The sequence below is a fragment of the Christensenella tenuis genome (assembly GCF_014287795.1).
GTDB classification, from domain to species: Bacteria; Bacillota; Clostridia; order Christensenellales; family Christensenellaceae; genus Christensenella; species Christensenella tenuis.
The window spans coordinates 45207-66339 of the sequence record NZ_JACOON010000008.1 but is presented as its reverse complement, the minus strand read 5'-3'; the positions used below and the strand labels follow the sequence as shown (position 1 = coordinate 66339).

Here is a 21133-nt window from a genome sequence, read left to right as displayed (position 1 = left end):
ATCGTATATTCGAAATCTAAATAGATGATATCGAATTTCAAAAGAAAAATCAAGTAAATTCGTAATTTAGTCCTAAAAGCATTTGAAGTTACCAATTAAAAGGATAAAATCAGGATTTTGCAAGAAAAAGAAATGACGGAAATCGGAATAAAAAACGAAATTAAAAAGAAAGTATAAGCGGAAAAAGAACAATATAAAAATATTTTTCGCAATAATCGAAAAAAATATTGACATTAAAACTTTAAATGAGTAATATATGAAATATAAAACGTTCGAATAACTCAAAATCAAAACATAAATCGGAAAATAAGAAGCGAAAAATTTTGAAATAAGAAAAATCAAAAATGATTTCGAAATATTTTGCAAAGAAGAAGAGAAACTCTTTGCGATTAAAAATAAGGAGGAAATGTAGAATGAAAAAAATTATCGCGCTAGTATTGGGAACTCTCATGGTCTTTGGTTTGGCAGCGTGCAGCATGAGCTCGCCGGCGGAAAGCCCCGGAACGGATACTGATGTGAATGCGCAGGCGTCCGCCGCAGAAGAACCGGCTGCTGCCGACGGAGAATTTACAGTAGGTTTTTGCCCGATGGACCTGTCGAACAATTTCTGGGCCGCTATTGCAAATTCATTTGAAGAAGCCGGTGCGGAAGCGGGTATTACGACTATCGTGACGGATGGAAAGTCTGATGCGGCTACGCAGGTAACAGCACTGGAGAATTTCATTTCGCAGGGAGTGGACGTTATCGTAGTCGGCCCGGTTGACGCGGAGTCGCTTCAAGGCGTGATCGCAGAAGCGAAAAGTGCCAATATCCCCGTTATTACGCATACAACGGCTTATGAAGACGCAACGTGCAACATGAACGTAGATGAGATCGAAATGGGAACGGCGATTGGCCAGCTTGCCGGCCAGTGGATGGTGGACACCTTCGGGGAAGATGCAAGCTGTAAGTACGCCATCCTCACGCAAAGTTCTCTGGAGCAGACAATTGGCCGCGAAAACGGTATTCAGGCGGGCATCGAGGAATTTGTGCCCAATGCGGAATGCGTAACGAAGGTCGATGCGCATACGACAGACCTTGGTATGACCGCTGCTGAAAACATCCTTTCCGCAAATCCGGATGTATGCGCGATTATCGGTATCAACGATTCCGGCGCCCTGGGGGCCTATGAAACGGTTTCCGCGCGCGATATGGGGGATGAGTTCTTTATCGGCGGCGTAGACGGAACTGACCAGGCACTCCAGCTCATCAAAGACGGAACCATTTATCGCGGCACTGTATACCTGAACCCGGTCGGCACAGGCCAGCAGTTTATCGATTATGCTTTGTCGCTGAAAAACGGAGAAGAGATCCCGGAATCCTATATGGTGCCGGTCAATGCGATCAGCGCTGAAAACATCGACGAATATATCCAATAAATCTTTGTAAGAAAAATCAGGTTTTGGAGAGCGCCCTGCCGTACGGCAAGGCGCTCCTGAAACGAGCCGCTCAGGACACGAGGTATTATAAGTGCAAATGGAAGACAACAATCTCAATATTAAAATGGTAGATGTCTGTAAATATTTTCCGGGAGTCAAAGCGCTCGACAACGTCAATTTCGAACTGAGGAAAGGCGAAGTGCATGCCCTGCTGGGAGAAAACGGCGCCGGAAAATCGACCTTATGCAAGATCATTGCGGGGGCCCAGCCGATGACATCGGGGGAATATTATTTGTTCGGGGAAAAAGTTACGGGCCTGACCCCGCATGCGGCCAAAGAGAAGGGGATCAGCATGATCTATCAGGAGTTTAACCTCGTCCCCTATCTGAAAGTTTACGAAAATCTGTTTTTGGGAAAAGAGCTCATAAAAGGGTTGAACCTTAATAAAAAAGAAATGATTGCAAAAACGATAGAGGTGTTCGACCGTTTTCAAATCAAAATTGACCCGGAAGCGCGCATCTGCGACCTGTCAAATGCATATAAGCAGCTTGTCGAGATTGCAAAGGCCGTGCTCGAGAATGCGCAGGTTCTCTGTATGGACGAGCCGACAGCTCCGCTTTCCAACCGTGAAGTGGAAATCCTGTTTTCGTTGATTCGTTCGCTGAAAGCAGAAGGCGTTTCCATTATCTATATTTCACACCGGATGGAAGAAATTTTTGAAGTTGCGGACCGCATCACCGTCATGCGGGACGGCAAGTATATCAAAACGATGGATGCGGATAAGACGGACAGGAAAGAACTAATCAGCCTGATTGTCGGACGGGACCTGACGGAAGAATATCCAAAAAGGGACAGCGTCCCAGGCGAAGAAATACTGCGGGTCGAGCATCTGTCAACAGACCTGACTAAGATTCGCGACGTTTCTTTTACCCTGCGCAGGGGAGAGATACTCGGATTTGCCGGATTGGTCGGCGCGGGCCGTACCGAGGTAATGCGCGCTTTGTTTGGCGCAGACAGGAAGACCGCGGGGGATATCTATTTATATGGGAAAAAGGTAACGATACATAAACCGGAAAACGCTATTGAACAGCGTATCAGCCTGATACCGGAGGACCGCAAAGGGCAGGGGGTATCCCTGACGCTGAATATCAGGGAAAATATATCACTCGTAAAACTGAAAGGAAAAGAGATTTGTTCCTTACTGGGTATTAACCGGAAAAAAGAACGAAGCGTTGCGGATGAATATATAAAAGCGCTCAACATAAAAGCGCCCAGCATGGAACAATTAACGAGAAACTTGTCGGGCGGGAACCAGCAAAAAGTAGCGATCGCCAAATGGCTGGCAGTCGATGCGGACATTCTTATTCTGGATGAACCCACCCGCGGAATAGACGTCGGGGCCAAGTATGAGATATACCTTTTGATGAACGAACTGATTAAAGCGGGAAAATCTATTATTATGATTTCTTCGGAAATGCCGGAATTGATTGGGATGAGCGACAGGATCGTCGTGATGCAGCAGGGAAAAATCGTCGGTGAGATATCCGGAGACGAGGTTTCCCAGGAGAAAATATTGGAGATGGCGTCGTGCGGCTGAAGAACCGTGCGCGCAAAGGAGGTACAGTTATATCATGAAAAAGAAATTTTCATTCAGCAATATATTTGTCTATGTGATATTGATCGTTGTCGTGGCATTTTTCTCATTTTCCGCACCGGATAGTTTCCTGACATCCAATAATATCTTTAATATGCTGCGTCAGGTCTCCATGATTGGAATATGCTCAGTTGGCATGACTATGGTTTTATTGACAGCGGGGATCGATATTTCAGTCGGTTCTGTCATTGCACTTGTCGGAGTTGTATCGGCGCTACTCATTGCCAATACCGGAATGCCAGTCGCGCTGGCGATGATAATAGGGGTTTTGGTGGGAACTGGCTGCGGAACCATCAGCGGCGTTATGGTGGCGAAGTTCCAAGTCCCCGCGCTGATCGCGACCCTTGCTATGCAAACGATCGCCCGCGGATTTGCTTTTATATTGACAAAAGGAATTCCAGTTTACGGACTGCCGGAAGATATCAAGGTCATAGGGCAGGGGTATATGGCAGGTATTCCGATTCCGGTTATCATTATGGCTCTTGTTTTCCTGTTGGGATGGTGGCTGCTTGAAAAAACAAGATTTGGCCGTTATGTCTATGCGATAGGCGGAAATGAAGAAGTTGCGCGGCTTTCCGGCATTGATGTGAAAAAAGGACTGCTGAAAGTATACGCGCTGAGCGGTTTTTTCGCGGGCCTTGCGGGCGTCATCATGCTTTCACGCATCAACTCCGGGCAGCCGAATACAAGCGAGGGATTTGAGATGGACGTCATCACAGGCGCTGTCCTGGGCGGCGTGAGCGTCGCGGGCGGCGAAGGGAAAATATTGAATGTTATTGCCGGTGTTCTTATTATGGGCGTGCTGAGCAACGGCATGACACTGCTGAACCTCGATACATATTGGCAGTGGGTCGTAAAAGGTGCGGTTCTGCTGTTTGCAGTTGCGTTCGACAATATGCAGCGTGCACGCAGCGCACGGATCGCTGCAGAAGCGGCAGGCGCAGAGGCATGACAAGGAGGAGAGCGGTATGAATACCACATGTAAAGCGGCGGTCTGGTCTGGACCGCAGAAAATAGAGATTCAAAATATCAGGATGCCGGAATGTATGGACGACGGACTCATCATCAAGCTGGAAGCGGCGAGTATATGCGGAACAGACCTGCATCTTTTCCGGCAGGCACCGCCGTCACCACTTATTTTAGGGCATGAAATGTGCGGGCGGATTGTCGAAATGGGGAAAAATGCCGCGCGGGCGATGCGCTGCTATACGGGAAATATTAAGGTCGGCGACCGGATATGCCTTTATCCGTGGGTCGTATGCGGAACATGTTCGAATTGCCTTACCTACGGCATAGGCGCTTGCGGAATATGCGAAAATGCTTTTGTGTATGGCGTCCCGTTTGAAGAGTTGGGGGTCGGAGGCATACCGGTCCGCTCGAATGCCGTTGATGAGGCGCCTTATTTAAAAGGCGGTTTTGCAGAATATATGTATGTATTCCCCGGGACATTTATGTGGCAGGTGCCGGAAGAAATGCCGAGCAATGTTGCGTCACTGCTCGATCCAATGGCGGTTGCAATGCGGTCGGTAGAGCTGGCAATACGTGCCCCGGGAATATTCGAAGATTCTTTCAATTTAGGCTCTACAGTACTTGTGATAGGCGATGGGCAGGTGGCCGCCCTCACGGCAATGATTGCCCGCGCGCTGGGTGTACAGAATATTATTATCAGCGGATTCAGCGAACAGAAACTCGCGCTGGCGCAAAAGTTGTCCAAGGCGGACGCCGTGATGAATTCAGCGAAGATGCCGATTAAAGAACGAAAAGAAATCATTGCCGGATTCAACCATGGAAAAGGTGCGGATGTCGTATTCCAGTGCGCGGGTTCGCCGCAGGCATTCCGGGACGGAATAGACCTCCTGAAAAATGTCGGGACCTTGATTGAGACAGGAAACATCGTAGGGAAAAGCACGGTAGAATTTGATCCCGCGAGAGATTTGTGCAGTAAACATGCGACCTATATCGGCATGAGTGTCAATACTGCGGGAGCGTTCAATAAAGCGTTCCAGATGTTGTGCAAATTCAAACAGTTTGGCTTTGGGGATATATTTACGCACAGGTGTACGCTCGACAGCCTGCTCGAAACGATGATGAAAGGCGGCGATCCGGATTATATGAAAGGGTGGGTCGACTTTGACCACGAATAAATCATGACAGAAGGAGAGAAAAAGATGGCTAAGAAAGTCGTTTGCATTTATGACAGAGGGATAGATAAGGCAGCTATGAGCGGCTTTTGTCAATTAGAGGAATATGGATATGAGGTGGAGCTCATCGAGAAAACAGTAGGCGAAACGCCTCTTGAGTATCAGAATTCCATGTTGGAAGTGGAAGTGAACGGACCGGATAAGACGCCCATCAATCCCGAAGCTTATCAGGCGGTGGCGGATGCGGAGATCATTATTACGCATTTTGCACCGGTCGGAAAGAAATTGATGGATGCCGCACCCAACCTGAAGATAATCGGAACGCTGCGCACGGGAGTGGAGAACATCAACCTGAAAGAAGCGGAAAAAAGGAACATCAAAGTAATTAACGCCCCGGGGCGCGCGGCAGCGGCGGTAGCGGATTTCACAGTTGCGGCAATGGTGTGCGAGATGAGGAATATTGCCCGGACGGATGCCGACATCAAAAAGGGACTTTGGACTAAAAAGTTCGAGAACATGGCATATTCGGACAATATGTGCAATATGAAGGTAGGGCTGATCGGGTTCGGAGATATTGGGAAAAGGATTGCAAAGCGCCTGCAGGCATTTGGAACAACGATTATGGTATACGACCCATACTGCAAAAAAGAGGATATAGAGGCACTCGGATGCACCGCGGGAAGTATGGAAGAAGTGGTTTCGGAATGCGATTTCGTATCCCTGCACATGCGGCTGACGCCGGAAACAAAAGGAATGTTCGGCAAACACTGGATCGAAAAAATGAAGCCGACAGCAATCTTTGTGAATACGGCACGAGCGGGCCTGGTAGACGAACAGGCATTGATAGACGCACTGCGGAACAAACGTATTGGGGGAGCGGTCTTAGATGTTTTCCAGGAAGAGCCTTTAAGCGAAGACCATGTATTGCGTAAGCTGGATAATGTTACATTATCGGCGCATCTTGCGGGGACTTCGATCGGAACCTTCACTGCCTCCGTCGATATTGTTGCGGATAGCCTTAGGGATTATCTCTCGGGCAAACCATTGCGAAATATTGTCGCCTGAGACGGGGGAATTTTGTATGGGCAAACAAGCGTGTTATCTGGCAGTTGATTTTGGCACTTCAAACGTGCATGTAACGCTGATAGACCAGCAAACGGCGGAAGCGGTTGCCGGCGCAAATAAAAAATACCGGTGGTATACGCCGGCAGCCGACCAGATCGAACTGGATGCAGATGAGATGTGGACGGCTTCCGAAGAAGCTGTGGCCGACGCCATACGCCGCGGCGGAACAGGGATATCAGTTGCTGCCATGACGTTTTCATTCTTTGGGGATAATATCACACCGGTTGATGGGAACGGCAATGCATTGTACAAGATGCTGCCCGGTTTTTGCGGAAGATCGCACCGGGAAGTTGAGACCATAGACCGGGAGATCGGCGCGGACCGGTATGGGGATATTACTGGAAATACTCTGACTACCTTAAGCTCTGCGTCTAAAATTTTATGGCTCAGGCGCAACCGTCCGGAGATTTTCGCACAGGCGAAAGCCTTTTATACCAATCAACAGTACGTGATGCATAAACTGGGTTTTGGGGATATACAGGATAGGACGATGGCGGCGCGCAAGCTCGCCTATGATGTAAAGGAAGACAAGTGGTCCGCACCGATTCTTGACGTGTGCGGCATGGCGGAAGAACAGCTTGGAAGGGATATCGTCGAATCCCAGACGGTCGTAGGAAAGGTTCGCCATTATGGACGGGTAGATTTGGGCGGCATGGTCCCGGTAACGATTGGCTGCCATGACGTATCCGCTTCTCTTTTGGCCGCAGGCGTAAAAACAGATAAAATAGAAACTCTGGGAGTACTCATGGGGACCTATGAGCAAATCGGATATTTTTCAGATAAATTTATAACGGGATGCAATGATTTTGGGGATTCCCTGATATTTTCCTGCTGTTACAATTCGCCGTTTAAAGGAAAATATACGGTGATGGATGCATTCCCTACGGCAGGGGCCATGCTGGAATGGTACTGCAAGAACCTTCTGATGAATCCGAAAGCAGATATCGGCGAAATGATAGCAAAGGCAGATTTGCAGAAAGAGAGCCGGCTTTTTGTACTTCCCTATATGGAAAATTACCACGGGGCGGTCGTAGGCATGAGTCTGGCAACGACGTTGGACGACATTTTCGCGGCATTGCTCCGAAGCCTAGCATATCAATTTATCGCCTGTATCGATTATATCAAAGGAACCGCAGACGGGATATTCTGCAATATCCATTTCGGGGGCGGCGGCTCGCGGTCGGACAAACTGATCGAACTGCGTGCGGATTTATTGAACGCCCGGGTCGGCAGGATGCGGAACATCGAACTGCCGTCGCTCGGGAGCTGCATCCTGGCTTCTCTTGGAAATGGATGGAGCAAGACGGTGGAGGAAGCACAGTCGCAGGTCCGGAACGGGGTGCTGTATTTTGAACCGAACGATGCCAATGGGAAAAGACAGCGGGCCAGCTATGAAACTTATAAAAAACTCTCTGCCGATTATTTAAGAAACCACTAACAATTGAGGAGGACATTATGAACGCGAATAAAATTGTAAAAAGAGCACGGGCGCTTGGCAAATGCATTCCCGCCTTTAACATTCCGCATATCCCCATGGTAAAGCCAATTGCGCAGGCAATTGCCGATGAAAACAGCGTGGCGATGATTCAGGTCGCGCGGGTAGAATGGGAAAAGATGCATTCGGAATCGCTGGAACGCGTTGCGGAAGAATATGAAAAATATAAAAAAGAGGATCACACGCTGCTGCATCTGGACCATATTCCCGTGATAGACGAGGACTATGAACCGGTTCCTTATATGCCGCTTATTAAACGCGCGATATCTGCCGGCTACCAATCCATTATGATAGATGGGTCAAGGCTCGGCTTGGCGGGAAATATCGAAAAAACGGCGGAAGCTGCTGCAACGGCACATGAAGCCGGAATACCATGCGAAGCGGAACTGGGCGCGGTAATGGGACATGAAAGCAAGACTTTGCCGCCATATGAGGAAATATTCGCGCAAAAAATGGGGTTTACCAAAATAGAAGAAGCGGTCCGGTTCGCACGGGAAAGCGGCTGCGATTGGCTTTCCGTCGCCGTGGGAAATATTCACGGAGCGGTTGCCGAGGCCGTGCGGAACCAGAAGAAACCGGAAGCGAAACTGGATGTGCAGCATATTGCGGATCTGTTTATGGCGGTAAAAATACCGCTGGTTCTGCACGGCGGCTCAGGGATCAAGCATCAATATATATTGGACGCGATTAACGCCGGGATTGCAAAAATCAATGTAGGTACCGAATTGCGTCAGACCTATGAGTTCGCCCTGGAAGAACGGCCGGAAGATATTGAATATGCGCGGGAAAAAGTGTACCTTGCAACGCGTGATTATATTGCACACTATTTAAAAAACAAAGACCTGAAATCGGAACTGGAGAAACAGGAATACAAACAGGACATATAACAGGGATGAATCGTGCGCGGCAAGATGTATTAAGAAACGCAGTAAGATATATGCCGTTTGAACTTTCTGCCGTTTCTATCAGATGCAAATAAATGCTTTATTGGCAATATGGCTCTCTATGCGCCTGTTTTAGACAAACATGGAGAGGGTGAATGAACAGGCAGCATAAAACGGGGAATTAACCAGAAGGATAACCGTAAAAAACGGAAACCGGGTAGAATCTCTATTGAACGTTATGGTTCTGCAAAAAAGAGGAGAGATTGCCCTTCTGGTTTTTCCTATAAATGTTTGTATGGAAAAAATAACTGAAGTTAAGACGCGGTGTGAAGACAAACACACGGCGTCTTAATTTTATTTGCAGTTATCGCAGAGAGCAAATGGAGATTGGCAGGATGAAAACAGGGGAGGCCGTTATAGGTTAACGTTGATAATAGACTGTATTTATGCTATATTTAATGCGGGGTAAACGAATCAGACGAGAGGATGGACGATGAAGGTACTTGTATTGAGTATGACTGTCGGGCAGGGGCACAACTCGACGAGTAAAGCGCTGCGTGCCGCGCTCTTGAAAAGAGGGCATCAATGCGATATTCTCGACACCTATAAATTTCTGAACAAAGCGATCGGCCTTGGATTTGACAAAGGCTATGCGGCCATGGGGCGTTTTATTCCCAAATTAAACGAGACAATTTACAAAGGAGCGGAAAAAGCCAACGGCCGCGCGGATATGAAATTATATTTCCCGTGGGCTTTTGCCAATCTTGCAAAAAGCAAACTCCAAAAATATATAGACGAAGAGAAGCCGGACGTGATTGTATGTTCCATTGTGATGACAGCCATGCTGATTACCGCCTTGAAGGAAGCGGGGACCTATGACGACCGGATTAAGAGCATTGGCATTGTAACGGACTATTCCCTGCATCCTTTTTGGGAATATACGGCGATGGACTATTTTGTGGCGCCAAATGAACTGCTGATTCCAGAGTTTACCCAGCGCGGTATTCCGGAAAACAAAATCCTTCCCACAGGAATTCCGGTTGATCCAAAATTTGCGCGGGCAATATCCCGAAACGAGGCACGCGAAAAACTGGGGCTTGATCCCGAAAAATTTGTTATATTGCTTACTTCGGGCGGCATGGGATTTGCAGGCATGACGCCGGTTATGCAGGATGTGGACCAGATGGATGACGTGCAGCTTGTTGCGGTGTGCGGCTCCAACAAGCATCTGAAAAGCAGGCTTTCCGCGGTCGAATATAAAAACGACGTGCGGGTATTGGGGTTTGTAGATAATATGGAAGCCTATATGGATGCGGCTGATATCATTATTACAAAACCGGGCGGGCTTTCTACATCGGAAACGATTGCGAAAAGAAAACCCCTGCTGTTGATGAAACCTATGCCGGGCGTGGAAAATATGAACCTGGCCTTCCTGCTCAATCATTCGCTCGCGGTGCATTGCAGCCAGTATCAATCCGTAAGCCAGGTTATTATGCAGCTTCGCCTCAACAATTTTAAGCTGAGGGAGATGGAGCGGGCGCAAAAGAAATGGGGAAAAAAGCATAGCGCGAAAACGCTGGCGGAATTTATAGAAAAACTTGTGTAATACAAGGGAGGAGAAACAATGGAACGGTGTATGAAGTTTAAGGACAAAGTAGTTGTGATTACGGGAGCGGCCCAAGGCCTTGGCCAGGCGCTTGCACAGAGATGCTCGGACGAGGGTGCAAAGGTTGTTGTGGGCGACATGAATTACGAAGGCGCGCAGGAGACGGCGAAGCTGCTCGCGGATGCAATCGCGGTGAAGCTCGACGTGACGAAATATGAAGATTGTGAGGCATTGATCCAGGCGGCTGTCGATCAGTACGGCAAAGTTGATATCCTTGTCGCCAATGCGGCAATTGTCCTTTCCGGCGCGATCGAGGAATTTGATCCTGAGAAATGGAAACTGGTGATTGATGTGAACCTGTGCGGATTTTTCAATACGGTAAAAGCCGCGATCCCAGTCATGAAAAAGCAGGGATATGGCAGTATTGTACAGATTAACAGTAAGTCAGGCAAAAAAGGTTCAGCGAAAAATTCCGCTTACGCTTCCTCGAAATTTGGCGGCATTGGCCTTGTAGAGAGCCTTGCGCTTGAGCTTGCGGAAGATAATATCCGTATAAACGCAATCTGCCCCGGCAACATGTTGGATAGTCCGCTTTGGGTAAACAGCCTCTTCAAACAGTATGCAAAGAATCAGGGAATCACGGAAGAAGAGGTACGCCAGAAGTATATCAACCAGGTGCCGATGAAACGCGGCTGCCAGTACGAAGATATTGCCAACTGCCTTGTGTTTATCGCCAGCGATGACGCGTCCTATATGACAGGCCAGGCCCTCAACGTGACGGGCGGCCAGCAAATGCAGCCGTAAATAGAAAAGAAGGTGCAAAACGGGACGGATACCATATCCGCCCCGTTTTTTCGCGTTCGCAGATAAAAGAATATGAGGAAGGGAATTGCATAAGAGGCCTTACCTTACGATTAACTCTCCCTTGATGCGGTAGGTTTTCGCCTGCCAATCCGCACTGGAATTTTGTGTTGCAAGGCAATCGAAAACTTGCCGTGCAAAAAGATGATAGGGTTGGCTGTAAACCGTCAGCGGAAGTTCTTTTGCCTCTGGCAAATCGTCTATGCTGGCTACGAGGATGTCGTTGATTCCGTGATGAAGCAATGCTTTTTTTAAGGCGACGCCGATTTCTCCATCGCTGCACAGGAGGCTGCCCGGCCGATGCCGCGGGTATAGGGTATCCCAGATAAACCGATTCATATGTTCGGCAAGATAGCCGCTGTGGAACCAAGGGATATGAAGAATTACGGAATGCGGCATTTCCGAGGAAAAAGCACACTCCCGTTCAAAGAAACTGGTGGGGGAGGTATTTTCACGCCCAACATAGGCAATAGGCGGTTTGCCGTTTTTTTCCAGATAACGGCAAAGGGAATGGATTGCATCGCGGTTGTCCAGAATGACGTTATCCGCATATGGAGTAGATACGGGAATATCAAAAAATACCAGATTCATTCCGAGGACGCGCAGGCGCTCAATGTAAATAGGATCCAAAATCTTGTAATCAAGCCAAATGACGCAATTATGGATACCGTGCAGGAGTAAACGAAAGAGCGTATCTTCAATGCGTTCGCGTTCTGATTGCTGGATAAAAAAGACAAGCGCATCCGATGCGCCGGCAATTTTCTGGAAATGGTCCAGGAACAAAGAGAAAAATGTACGCTGCGCAGGTGCAACCAGTGCGATTTGATCGAGCGTGCCGAGATAGCTGGTACGCTCCAGCGAAACGGTATTTCCCACGCCAATCTGTTTGTGGATAACGCCCTGTTGAGCGAGCAGATGAAGCGCTTTTCTTACAGTCACACGGCTGAGGCCGTAAAGCTCTGAGAGAGAACGTTCAGAAGGGATTGGCTCTCCCGCCGCATACACGCCATCATAAATTTTCCGCATCAGTGCATTTCTCAACTCAATATACAACAAATCGTCATTCATAGCGTTTCGCCCTTTCGTGGGGAAGGGTATCCCTGCTGGTATTGTATAATAATACCAGATGCGCGTCAAGGAACATATGGACAGGAAAGATGAAAAGGGAAGCAGCCCTTGCAGCGGACGTTTATCCGAAAAAGGAAATGATTTTTGGGCAGAAATCTTCAGGGCAAGAAATCGCTACTCCGCATGATATTGAATTTTTGGCAGGCCAATCCCTTTAAATATGCCGAGAAAACGAAGACCAAGAATAAGGCAAAAACATATGGCGGTGATAAGTTCGCGCGGAAGGAAACAAGCATCGTGGAGGAAATACATGGCAATAGAGCCCGCGATACAACAAGCGGCATAAATCGTGCCGGAGAAAATGATCGGCATACGCTGAACCAGGATATCCCGCAGGATTCCGCCGCCGCAGCCGGTAATTGTGCAGATAAATACGCAGGTAAGCATATTCCCGCCCTGATCGACCACCATCAGGGCGGCAGATGTGCCAAAAGTTGCAAGGCCAATGGCGTCAGCTACGTCAAGGATACGGCTGACGTTATATTTGCGCAGCGTTTTATGGCGTGAATATAGTTTGTTGATCACAAGGGTGCCGATGATGGCAATAATCACAGTAGTAATGTAGGAATAATTTGTAAAGAAAACGGGAATTCCATTTTGCAGGAGAATATCGCGCAAAATACCACCGCCGCAGGCTGTGGTAATCGCAAGCACAATAATCCCCATCAGGTCAAGATGCTTTTGCAGAGCGGCAATGACACCCGAAACGCTAAAAGCGAGCAACCCAATGATTTCGAGGGCGGTTGGGAAGGTAGATATGATGTCTTCCAAGATGATTCCTTTCCGGAAAAATCAGTCTTTGAATTTTACGGCGGTTCCATACGCAATGATTTCTGCTGCACCCTGCGTGATGGACGAAGAAGCGTAACGCATGCAGATAATGGCATCCGCGCCGAGGGACGAGGCTTCCGCGACCATGCGCCCGGTGGCGATCTTCCGCGCTTCCTGCATCATTTCTGTGTAGGAGGTCAATTCGCCGCCTACAAGCGTCTTGAACCCGGCCATAAAATCTTTGCCAATGTGCACACTTTGAACCGTACTCCCGGAGACGATTCCGAGTTCTTCCAGTGTCTTGCCAGAAATGCTTTCCCGTGTAACAAGTAACATAATTTTTCTCCTGCCTATTTTGCCTGTTTGATTCCAATCATGGATAGTTTCATTATACAGAGCAGGAGAAGGAATTGTAAACGGAAAAATTCCCGGAATACAAAAACGCGGGCAAAAAATACGGCACAACCGATTGGGGTTGTGCCGTAGAATGGGCTTTTTACTATTTGAGATGCTCCGGGACTTCCGTAGCACGGTCACACGGAACATGTCCGCAGTTGCCGCATGCCGCAGCACCCTGGCCGTTCGTGGTATCCACTCGCTTGTCCATTGCCGCGTTGATTACGCCGTTGAACGGGAAATGGCCGCAGGACCAGATTTCATCTGCCTTGACTTTCCATTTCTCAGCGATCTTGTCCGTCTTCGCCGTCAGCACGTCAACACCTTCGAGGTCGAGGTCCTGCGTTGGATGTGCGCCGGATTCGTTGACTGCTTTGCGCAGGCCATCCGGATTATCGAGCAGCGGGCACGGCCGCAGCAGGTTATCAGAGAACGGCTGGCCTTCCTGGTATTTACGGAAGAGCGGGCTGCCGAGTGCTTCTTCAAGCGTGCATTCGTTGATGTTGTGCGTTGCATAGTGGATGAACGCGCACGGTTCGCAGTCGCCGTTGGAGTTGATGTGGAAATAACGGCGCCCACCTGCGATACATCCGCCAACATACTCGCCGTCATTCCAGAAGTCGAGGATGAAGATCGGCTTGTATTCGCGCATTTCACGTACCCGTTGGTACATATGTGCCCTTTGTTCAGGCGTTACGCACAGATCCATAACAGCATCCTTACCGATCGGCATATAGGTGAACAGCCAACCGAACAGGCATCCTGCTTCGATCATCGTATCGTTCCATTCGTCGCTCGCGATGGTTTTATAGTTCTGGCTATGGTAACAAGCGGAATAACCAAACGGAATACCGGCATCCTTCAAGAGCTTCATCGCCTTCATAACCTTATCGTACGTGCCTTCGCCGCGGCGTGCGTCTGTTTCCTCCGGCGTGCCTTCCACAGAAATCATGAATGTGAAGTTACCTACGCGCAGGAGATCCTGTACGAAGTCTTCGTCGATCAAGGTTGCATTCGTAAATGCGCCGAACGCACAGTCTGAATGTTTTTCCGCAAGACGGATCAAGTCTTTTTTACGGACTAGCGGTTCACCGCCCGAGAACAGGTAGACATAAATGCCGAGTTCCTTGCCCTGCGTGATGATTTCATCCATCTTTTCATAAGTCAGGTTATAGTGCTTGCCATATTCGGCAGCCCAGCAGCCGATACATTTCAGGTTGCAGGCAGAAGTGGGATCCATCAGGATGGCCCACGGAATGTTGACGCCCATTTCCTTACCCTTTGCCTGAGCGATCGGCATACCCTTTACGCCGGAATTCAGGAAGAAGTTGAGGATGAAGCGCTTCAGATAGTTTACATTTACATCGGTGAGGACGCGTTTCATCAAAACGCCCTGCCAGGTTTGCTGTTCCCACCAATCCTGGAAATTTTTAACGGATTTGTTCCACTGGTTGCCCTTCGTAAAACCGTCCGCCCATTTCAGGAGCTTCGGCAGGTTCTTGACCGGATCTTTTTCCAGATACTTGAATGCCGCAGAGAACGCAACATTAGCGCCCGCGCTTTTGATCGAGTTCTTAAGTGCCATAATAAAACCTCCAATATAAGTCCTTTACATTAATAATATAACAATATGCAAACGCCCGGTTTCGGACGGCTGATTGCCGGTTCGCTACGTTTTTTAATACGAACCATAGTTCATTTAATAAAATAATACGGATTTCAGAGAAGGTTGTCAAGGCAAAAAATCCCTTTTTAATGCGCTATTTTGATATTGCAAGGCTCTGTGAACCTGCGTTCATTTAAAAAAAGCGTAATTATCGCTTTTGGCGTATTTTGCAGGAAATTGTTCAAAAACAAAAAGATAAAAAATTTTTTTATATAAGCCTGCTGCAGGAGAAGTAAAGTGATCAAAAATGTCAAAAATGTTCACAAATTTGTTGAGAAATGAACATTTTTGTGTTACAATATGAAAAAACAATATGGGGAAAGTGTTATGAACACAGAAAGACGGGAAGAAATCAAGGAATTGCTGCGCGAACGCGGCGAAGTAAAGCTGAAGGATCTGGAACAGCATTTTCCGGATTGTTCAAGCATGACACTGCGCCGCGATTTGAAATATCTGGAAGATAACGGCTATGTAAAGCGTACCCGCGGCGGTGCGGTGGCGATGAGCAGGCTTTCCATTGCAGCGGAGGATATTTATTCAGAACGGGCCCTTGAAAACGTAGCGGAGAAATACACGATTGCCAAAAAAGCGCTTCAGTTTATTGAGCGCGGGCGGTCGATCTATGTGGATGCCGGCACCACACTGATGTTGTTTACACGGGAAATGGAAGATGAATATCTTTCTATTATGACTTCCGGCGTGAATATTGCAATGGAATTAATCAAAAAACAGAAACCAAGCGTTACTTTGATCGGCGGACAGGTAAACCGCAACACGATTTCCGTATCTGGTATTAATTCGTGCAATTTTATCCGCGAAGTGAATATTGACATCGCTTTTATGGCGGCAAGCGGATTTTCGGTAGAGAACGGCTTCACAAGCGGCACGTATACGGAATGTGAAATTAAAAAGGAAGTGGTGAACCGTGCGCGTAAAACAATCGTGCTGATGGACAGTAAAAAGATTGACAAAATTATGCCGTTTACATTTGCTTATATGGAAGATATTGACGTGCTTGTGTCCGACGACAATTTAGACGAGGAAATCGTGCGTGAGGCAAAGCGCAGAAATGTAGAAATCGTATAATACCGCTGACGGGTGCAGCGGGGTATTTAAAAATCCAGGATTTGGAGGAAAATAATGAAAACAAAAGCAGTTAGGTTGTATGGAAAATCGGATTTGAGGTTGGAAGAGTTTGAATTGCCGGAAATCACGGATGATGAAATGCTGGCCAAGGTTATATCGGACAGCCTGTGTATGTCCAGCTATAAGGCGGCGCTCCAAGGGGGAGACCACAAGCGCGTACCGGATAATGTGGCGGAAAACCCGGTCATCATTGGACATGAATTTTGCGGTGAAGTCGTTAAAACGGGCAAAAATGTGGCGCATCTTGCCAAGCCGGGCGATAAATTCACGGTACAACCGGCGATGTTCTATAAAGGATCGTTGGAAGCGCCGGGATATTCCTATCCTTTCTATGGCGGGGACGCGACATATATCATTATTCCTTCCGAGGCGTTTGAAACGGATTGTTTCCTGAAATACGACGGAGAAGCGTTTTATCACGGATCGCTCGCCGAGCCAATGAGCTGCATCGCGGGCGGCGCGCATGTAAACTACCACACAAAGTTCGGTTCCTATGTGCATGAAATGGGGATCAAAGAGGGCGGAAAGATGGCGCTTCTGGCGGGCGTCGGCCCGATGGGGCTTGGAACCATCGACTATGCGCTGCATGCGGACAGAAAGCCCGCTCTCCTCGTTGTAACGGATATTGACCCGGTAAGGCTTGCGCGTGCGGAGGCCCTTTTCACAGTAGAAGAAGCTAAAAAGCAGGGCGTTGAACTGCATTATGTGAATACGGCAGAGAAGGATGAAGCATATGTTATGGGGCTTTCCGGCGGCACGGGCTATGACGACGTTTATGTTATGGCGCCGGTGAAACCGGTTGTGGAAATGGGCGACAACATCCTCGGAATGGATGGCTGCCTCAATTTCTTTGCGGGCCCGACGAATACGGAATTCAAGGCGGAGTTCAACTTCTACGATGTCCACTATGCGGCAACGCATGTATGCAGCAATTCCGGCGGCAACACGCAGGATATGCGCGAGGTGCTCAAAATGATGGGCGCGGGCCAGCTCGAGCCTTCCGTAATGATTACGCATGTGGGCGGCCTTAACTGCGTACCTGAGGTGACACTCAAGCTGCATGATATCCCCGGAGGGAAAAAGCTGATCTATACGCAGATCGATATGCCGCTTGTGGCAATTGACGATTTCGCAGAACTGGGTAAAAGTGAACCGATGTTTGCAGAGCTTGCAAAGATTGTAGAAAAATCCAACGGCCTTTGGTCTGCGGAAGCGGAGCGTTATTTATTGGCGAATGCAAAACCGATCGGTTAAACAGGGATATAAGGCGGCCTGGGGAATCCCCGGGCCGTTTTTGTTTGCGAAAATAAAAAAGCTTGACCCTGACGTTGCGTCATAGGATATGATACAGATATCGAAGGAAGGTGATGACATGACGATAAAAGAAACAGCGCGGCTTGCGGGAGTCAGTGTGCGCACACTGCATTATTACGACGGGATCGGCCTTCTTTGCCCGAACGCGGTAACGGAGGCTGGATACCGCATTTACGGGGAAACGGAGCTCATGCGGCTGCAGCAAATTTTATTTTTCCGGGAGCTTGGCTTTCCGCTGAAGGAGATCAAAAAGATCATGGAGAATCCTGACTTCGATGAACGGGAGGCGCTTCTAAAGCAGAGGGAATTGCTGGAAATGAAACGGGAACGTTTGACGAACCTGGTGCGCCTTATCGATAAAACGTTGAAAGGAGGAACGGATATGAGTTTTCAGGAATTTGACGCAAGCAGGATCGAAGCGGTCCGGCAGGAATATGCGCGCGAGGCGGAGGAACGCTGGGGCGGAAGCGCAGCCTACCAGCAAAGCAAAGAAAAAACGGCTGGATATGGCAAAAGCGACTGGATGCGCCTTGAAACCGAGATGGGCGCACGGTTCTGCAAATTCGCGGAACATATGGAGCTTCCGGCGGAAGATGAAAAGGTGCAGGCGCTGGTGCGGGACTGGCAGCAGTATATTACGGCAAATTATTATGCATGCACCAATGAAATCCTCGCGGGCCTGGGGAAAATGTATCTTGCAGATAAACGCTTTGTGGAATATATCAACCGTTACGGAGAAGGTTTGGCGGAGTTTATCAGCGAGGCGATTGCCTGCTATTGCAAATAACAAAAAACGGACCGGACGAAAAGTCCGGTCCATTTACATTTTTGCACACCAGCCGCCGCCAAACCGGGCAACATCCTACATGGAGTCAACTGGCCCTATGGGATTCCTTGGGGTTTGATTGGCGCGGAAAGTGGCGTCTCTAAGACAATCGATCACTCCAAGCTTATTTTGAAGCTGATCGCTGGAACAGGCGATGTATTAGCAAACGATAAAATGTAGTACAGGAGACTGGAAATAACAGTAGGAAAAATAAAACAGAAAAATTCCTGAATGGATTTTTGCATAGGAAATGAAATAGTACAAAAAATAACGGGATCGTTCATTGAAGGACGGAAGCGGCGCGAGTATAGTGATAATATAGATAAGGTCTAATGAAAGACTCTATCTGGAATATGGATCAATATCAAAATGGGGGACGGCAAATATGAAAGAAGCAGAAGTTTTAAAACAGTTTGGCGAAGGATTTGATTGCTCGCAGGTTATACTGATGGACTGTGCGCAAGAGCTCGGGATGAGCAGGGAGGAGGCAGCAAAACTGGCGGCCTGCTTTGGCGGAGGCATGTGGCAGGGCGATACCTGCGGCGCAGTAAGCGGCGCACTTATGGCCATCGGCTGTAAATATGGCCACAGCGAGCCGAACGACTCGGATACAAAAAATGAAATGCTTGCGAAATTAAACGAGTTTCAGACGAAATTCAAAGAAAAGCGCGGTACGCTCATTTGCAGGGAGCTTCTTGGATATGATCTTTCAAAAACCGAGGAAATGCAAAAAATTATGGATGAAGGGCTCCTGACCACCTTATGTCCCAAAATTGTGTGTGAGGTCAAGGAAGTTTTGCAGCAGGTGTTGTAATGGAAGAGATCATCCGCTTTGCAGAAGAAGCGGCAACCAGTGGGCGCATTCTCTCCAAAAATGAAATTGTCGCGTTGCTTGCGCTTCCGGACGAACAATATGAGGAGCTCGGCAGCGCAGCGCGGCGCGTGTCTACTGCAAAAACGGGAAACCGTGCTTATTTATGGGCTGCAATTGGCGTGGATTTTGCACCGTGCGCCATGAATTGTGCTTTTTGTTCGCTCGGGGAAGAATGGGGCCTTACCAAGCGGCAGGAAAAGTTTACGGAGGAAGAGATCATTCGTCTGGTCCATGGTTTTAACGCTGCAGGCGTGCGTTGGATTGTGCTGCGCACAACAGAGTATTATGACCTCAAAGACCTTGCGGCGCTGGCCCAAAAGATACGCGGCCGCGTGCACGGTCCCTATGAATTGGGACTCAATGTAGGGGAATTTGATCTTGAAACGGCGAAGATGCTTAAGCGGTCGGGAATTGATTTTATTTATCATTCCCTGCGCCTTGGCGAAGGAAGGGATACCCACTTTGATCCACAGGAAAGGCTTAGTACCCTTGAAGCAGTGAAAAATTCACCGCTTGATCTTGTATACCTCGTGGAACCCATCGGCCCGGAGCACAGCAATGAAGAGATTGCGGATATTATTCTATCGGCCATTCATTACGGAGCAAAGGTATCGGGCGCGATGGCACGCGTGCCCGTAAAGGGAACGCCGCTTGGAAATATACCGCAGCTTACGGACAGGAGGCTTGCCCAGATAACGGCAGTCACCCGGCTTGCGGGCGGGAATAGTACCCTGGATATTTGTTCCCATCCGCCAACACAGGAGGCGGTTCGCTCCGGCGCGAATGTGCTTGTGGTGGAGACGGGCTCCATTCCGCGTGACGGGTCATACGCGGAAGCGGACTGGAATGGATTTACTCCACAGGATGCGCGCAGGATGTTTGAGGAAAATGGCTTCCGGATGTGTCAGGGGCCGGAGTGAAAAGGCAGGTTGCCTGCAAAACTGAAAAAATCAAAACAGGGCCGTCCGTTCCGGAAAAAGAACGGGCGGTTTTTTATTGTATGGCAGCTAAAAATTGGCACCAGTCCATATGGTTGCTTGCGGCTAATTTGCGGCGCGGCCATAAAAAATATAGATTGTCAGTTTGTCAGGACAAACAACACTTGTACCGAAATTTAGAAAAATGCCTGTTTCAAGGCGTTTTTACACACGAAAGGACGTTACGGAAAATTTACAAATTCTTCTTAAAAAATCCCGGATAGAGATTGATATTTTTTATAGAAAAAGATACAATAAAAGAGCATGTTAAATATTTAACAATGTTCGGCGCCGGGGGGCGCAATGAAAATCAGGAGGTTTTGGATTTGGAGAACGCAGAGATGAAGCAGGCTTTGGATGGGATACTGTCCGAGCACAACAAGAAATCGGAAATTATTCCCATTTTACAGGCAATACAAAAGGAATATCGCTATCTTCCCGAGGAAGCGCTTTGCTATGTGGCGGAAAAGCTGCACGTAGGGGAAGCGAAAATATACTCCATCGCAACGTTTTATGAAAATTTTTCTCTTGAACCAAAAGGAAAATATGTAATCAAGATTTGTGACGGGACGGCGTGCCATGTCAGAAAGTCGATCCCGATTCTTGAAGCCCTCCGTAAAAAGCTCGGGCTTTCCGAGCAAAAGAAAACGACAGACGACATGCTCTACACGGTTGAGACGGTTTCGTGCCTCGGAGCATGCGGCCTTGCTCCCGTACTTACGGTGAACGATAAGGTCTACCCGGCGATGACGCCCGATTCGGCATGCGAATTGGTCGATACATTGAAGTAAAGGCGCGTTTGGCTTTAAAAATTGCGGACGCTGTATTTGCGTATAATTTACGGAAGGAAC

General features: G+C 48.3%; 19 protein-coding genes. 15 read left to right on the top strand and 4 right to left on the bottom strand.

Annotated elements, in window-relative coordinates; all coding sequences use genetic code 11:
* The first annotated feature begins 413 nt into the window (after window positions 1-413).
* From H8S18_RS14090 to srlD, 9 genes are all read left to right on the top strand, one after another.
* Window positions 414-1418: a sugar ABC transporter substrate-binding protein gene (locus H8S18_RS14090; RefSeq protein WP_186858924.1), complete on the top strand. Its 1005-nt coding sequence runs from the start codon at window positions 414-416 to the stop codon at window positions 1416-1418.
* Between the two features lie 97 nt (window positions 1419-1515).
* Window positions 1516-3015: a sugar ABC transporter ATP-binding protein gene (locus H8S18_RS14085; protein ID WP_186858923.1), complete on the top strand. Its 1500-nt coding sequence runs from the start codon at window positions 1516-1518 to the stop codon at window positions 3013-3015.
* Between the two features lie 34 nt (window positions 3016-3049).
* Window positions 3050-4024, top strand: coding sequence for an ABC transporter permease (locus H8S18_RS14080; protein WP_186858922.1), 975 nt, complete (start codon window positions 3050-3052; stop codon window positions 4022-4024).
* Window positions 4025-4040: 16 nt separating this feature from the next.
* Window positions 4041-5216: a zinc-dependent alcohol dehydrogenase gene (locus H8S18_RS14075; RefSeq protein ID WP_186858921.1), complete on the top strand. Its 1176-nt coding sequence runs from the start codon at window positions 4041-4043 to the stop codon at window positions 5214-5216.
* Between the two features lie 24 nt (window positions 5217-5240).
* Entirely contained in the window at window positions 5241-6278 is a 1038-nt protein-coding gene (locus tag H8S18_RS14070; protein ID WP_186858920.1) for a 2-hydroxyacid dehydrogenase, read from the top strand.
* 16 nt (window positions 6279-6294) lie between these two features.
* Complete coding sequence (locus H8S18_RS14065; protein WP_186858919.1) at window positions 6295-7776, top strand: FGGY-family carbohydrate kinase; 1482 nt, start codon at window positions 6295-6297, stop codon at window positions 7774-7776.
* Between the two features lie 17 nt (window positions 7777-7793).
* Window positions 7794-8720: a class II fructose-bisphosphate aldolase gene (locus tag H8S18_RS14060; protein ID WP_186858918.1), complete on the top strand. Its 927-nt coding sequence runs from the start codon at window positions 7794-7796 to the stop codon at window positions 8718-8720.
* 490 nt (window positions 8721-9210) lie between these two features.
* The gene (locus H8S18_RS14055; RefSeq protein ID WP_186858917.1) at window positions 9211-10323 is read left to right on the top strand and encodes an MGDG synthase family glycosyltransferase; all 1113 of its coding nucleotides are present in this window, start codon (window positions 9211-9213) and stop codon (window positions 10321-10323) included.
* A 30-nt stretch (window positions 10324-10353) separates the two neighbouring features.
* Complete coding sequence (gene srlD, locus H8S18_RS14050) at window positions 10354-11127, top strand: sorbitol-6-phosphate dehydrogenase (protein WP_186858969.1); 774 nt, start codon at window positions 10354-10356, stop codon at window positions 11125-11127.
* A 99-nt stretch (window positions 11128-11226) separates the two neighbouring features.
* On the opposite strand, the gene H8S18_RS14045 is transcribed toward srlD, so the two are convergent.
* The 4 genes from H8S18_RS14045 to H8S18_RS14030 all read right to left on the bottom strand — a co-directional run bounded on the left by H8S18_RS14045 (window position 11227) and on the right by H8S18_RS14030 (window position 15064).
* Window positions 11227-12252 carry a GntR family transcriptional regulator gene (locus tag H8S18_RS14045; protein ID WP_186858916.1) on the bottom strand — a complete coding sequence of 342 codons (1026 nt, stop codon included), beginning with the start codon at window positions 12250-12252 and terminating at the stop codon, window positions 11227-11229.
* Between the two features lie 174 nt (window positions 12253-12426).
* The gene (locus tag H8S18_RS14040; protein WP_186858915.1) at window positions 12427-13083 is read right to left on the bottom strand and encodes a trimeric intracellular cation channel family protein; all 657 of its coding nucleotides are present in this window, start codon (window positions 13081-13083) and stop codon (window positions 12427-12429) included.
* A 21-nt stretch (window positions 13084-13104) separates the two neighbouring features.
* Window positions 13105-13419: a YbjQ family protein gene (locus tag H8S18_RS14035; protein ID WP_186858914.1), complete on the bottom strand. Its 315-nt coding sequence runs from the start codon at window positions 13417-13419 to the stop codon at window positions 13105-13107.
* Window positions 13420-13582: 163 nt separating this feature from the next.
* Window positions 13583-15064 carry a radical SAM protein gene (locus H8S18_RS14030; protein WP_186858913.1) on the bottom strand — a complete coding sequence of 494 codons (1482 nt, stop codon included), beginning with the start codon at window positions 15062-15064 and terminating at the stop codon, window positions 13583-13585.
* A gap of 408 nt (window positions 15065-15472) precedes the next feature.
* On the opposite strand from H8S18_RS14030, the gene H8S18_RS14025 reads away from it, so the two are divergent.
* The 6 genes from H8S18_RS14025 (at window position 15473) to H8S18_RS14000 (ending at window position 21073) form a co-directional block, all read left to right on the top strand.
* Window positions 15473-16231 carry a DeoR/GlpR family DNA-binding transcription regulator gene (locus H8S18_RS14025; RefSeq protein ID WP_186858912.1) on the top strand — a complete coding sequence of 253 codons (759 nt, stop codon included), beginning with the start codon at window positions 15473-15475 and terminating at the stop codon, window positions 16229-16231.
* Between the two features lie 54 nt (window positions 16232-16285).
* Window positions 16286-17545 carry a zinc-binding dehydrogenase gene (locus tag H8S18_RS14020; RefSeq protein ID WP_186858911.1) on the top strand — a complete coding sequence of 420 codons (1260 nt, stop codon included), beginning with the start codon at window positions 16286-16288 and terminating at the stop codon, window positions 17543-17545.
* 118 nt (window positions 17546-17663) lie between these two features.
* Window positions 17664-18392 (top strand): MerR family transcriptional regulator, encoded by a 729-nt coding sequence (locus H8S18_RS14015; protein WP_186858910.1) that lies wholly within the window; start codon window positions 17664-17666, stop codon window positions 18390-18392.
* 424 nt (window positions 18393-18816) lie between these two features.
* Window positions 18817-19245, top strand: a complete 429-nt coding sequence (locus tag H8S18_RS14010) for a C-GCAxxG-C-C family protein (RefSeq protein ID WP_186858909.1) — start codon at window positions 18817-18819, stop codon at window positions 19243-19245.
* Window positions 19245-20225 (top strand): radical SAM protein, encoded by a 981-nt coding sequence (locus tag H8S18_RS14005; protein ID WP_186858908.1) that lies wholly within the window; start codon window positions 19245-19247, stop codon window positions 20223-20225. The genes H8S18_RS14010 and H8S18_RS14005 overlap by 1 nt, the downstream gene beginning before the upstream one ends.
* 398 nt (window positions 20226-20623) lie before the next feature.
* On the top strand, window positions 20624-21073 hold the full coding sequence (locus H8S18_RS14000; protein WP_243165178.1) for a complex I 24 kDa subunit family protein: 450 nt from the start codon (window positions 20624-20626) through the stop codon (window positions 21071-21073).
* Window positions 21074-21133: the final 60 nt, after the last annotated feature.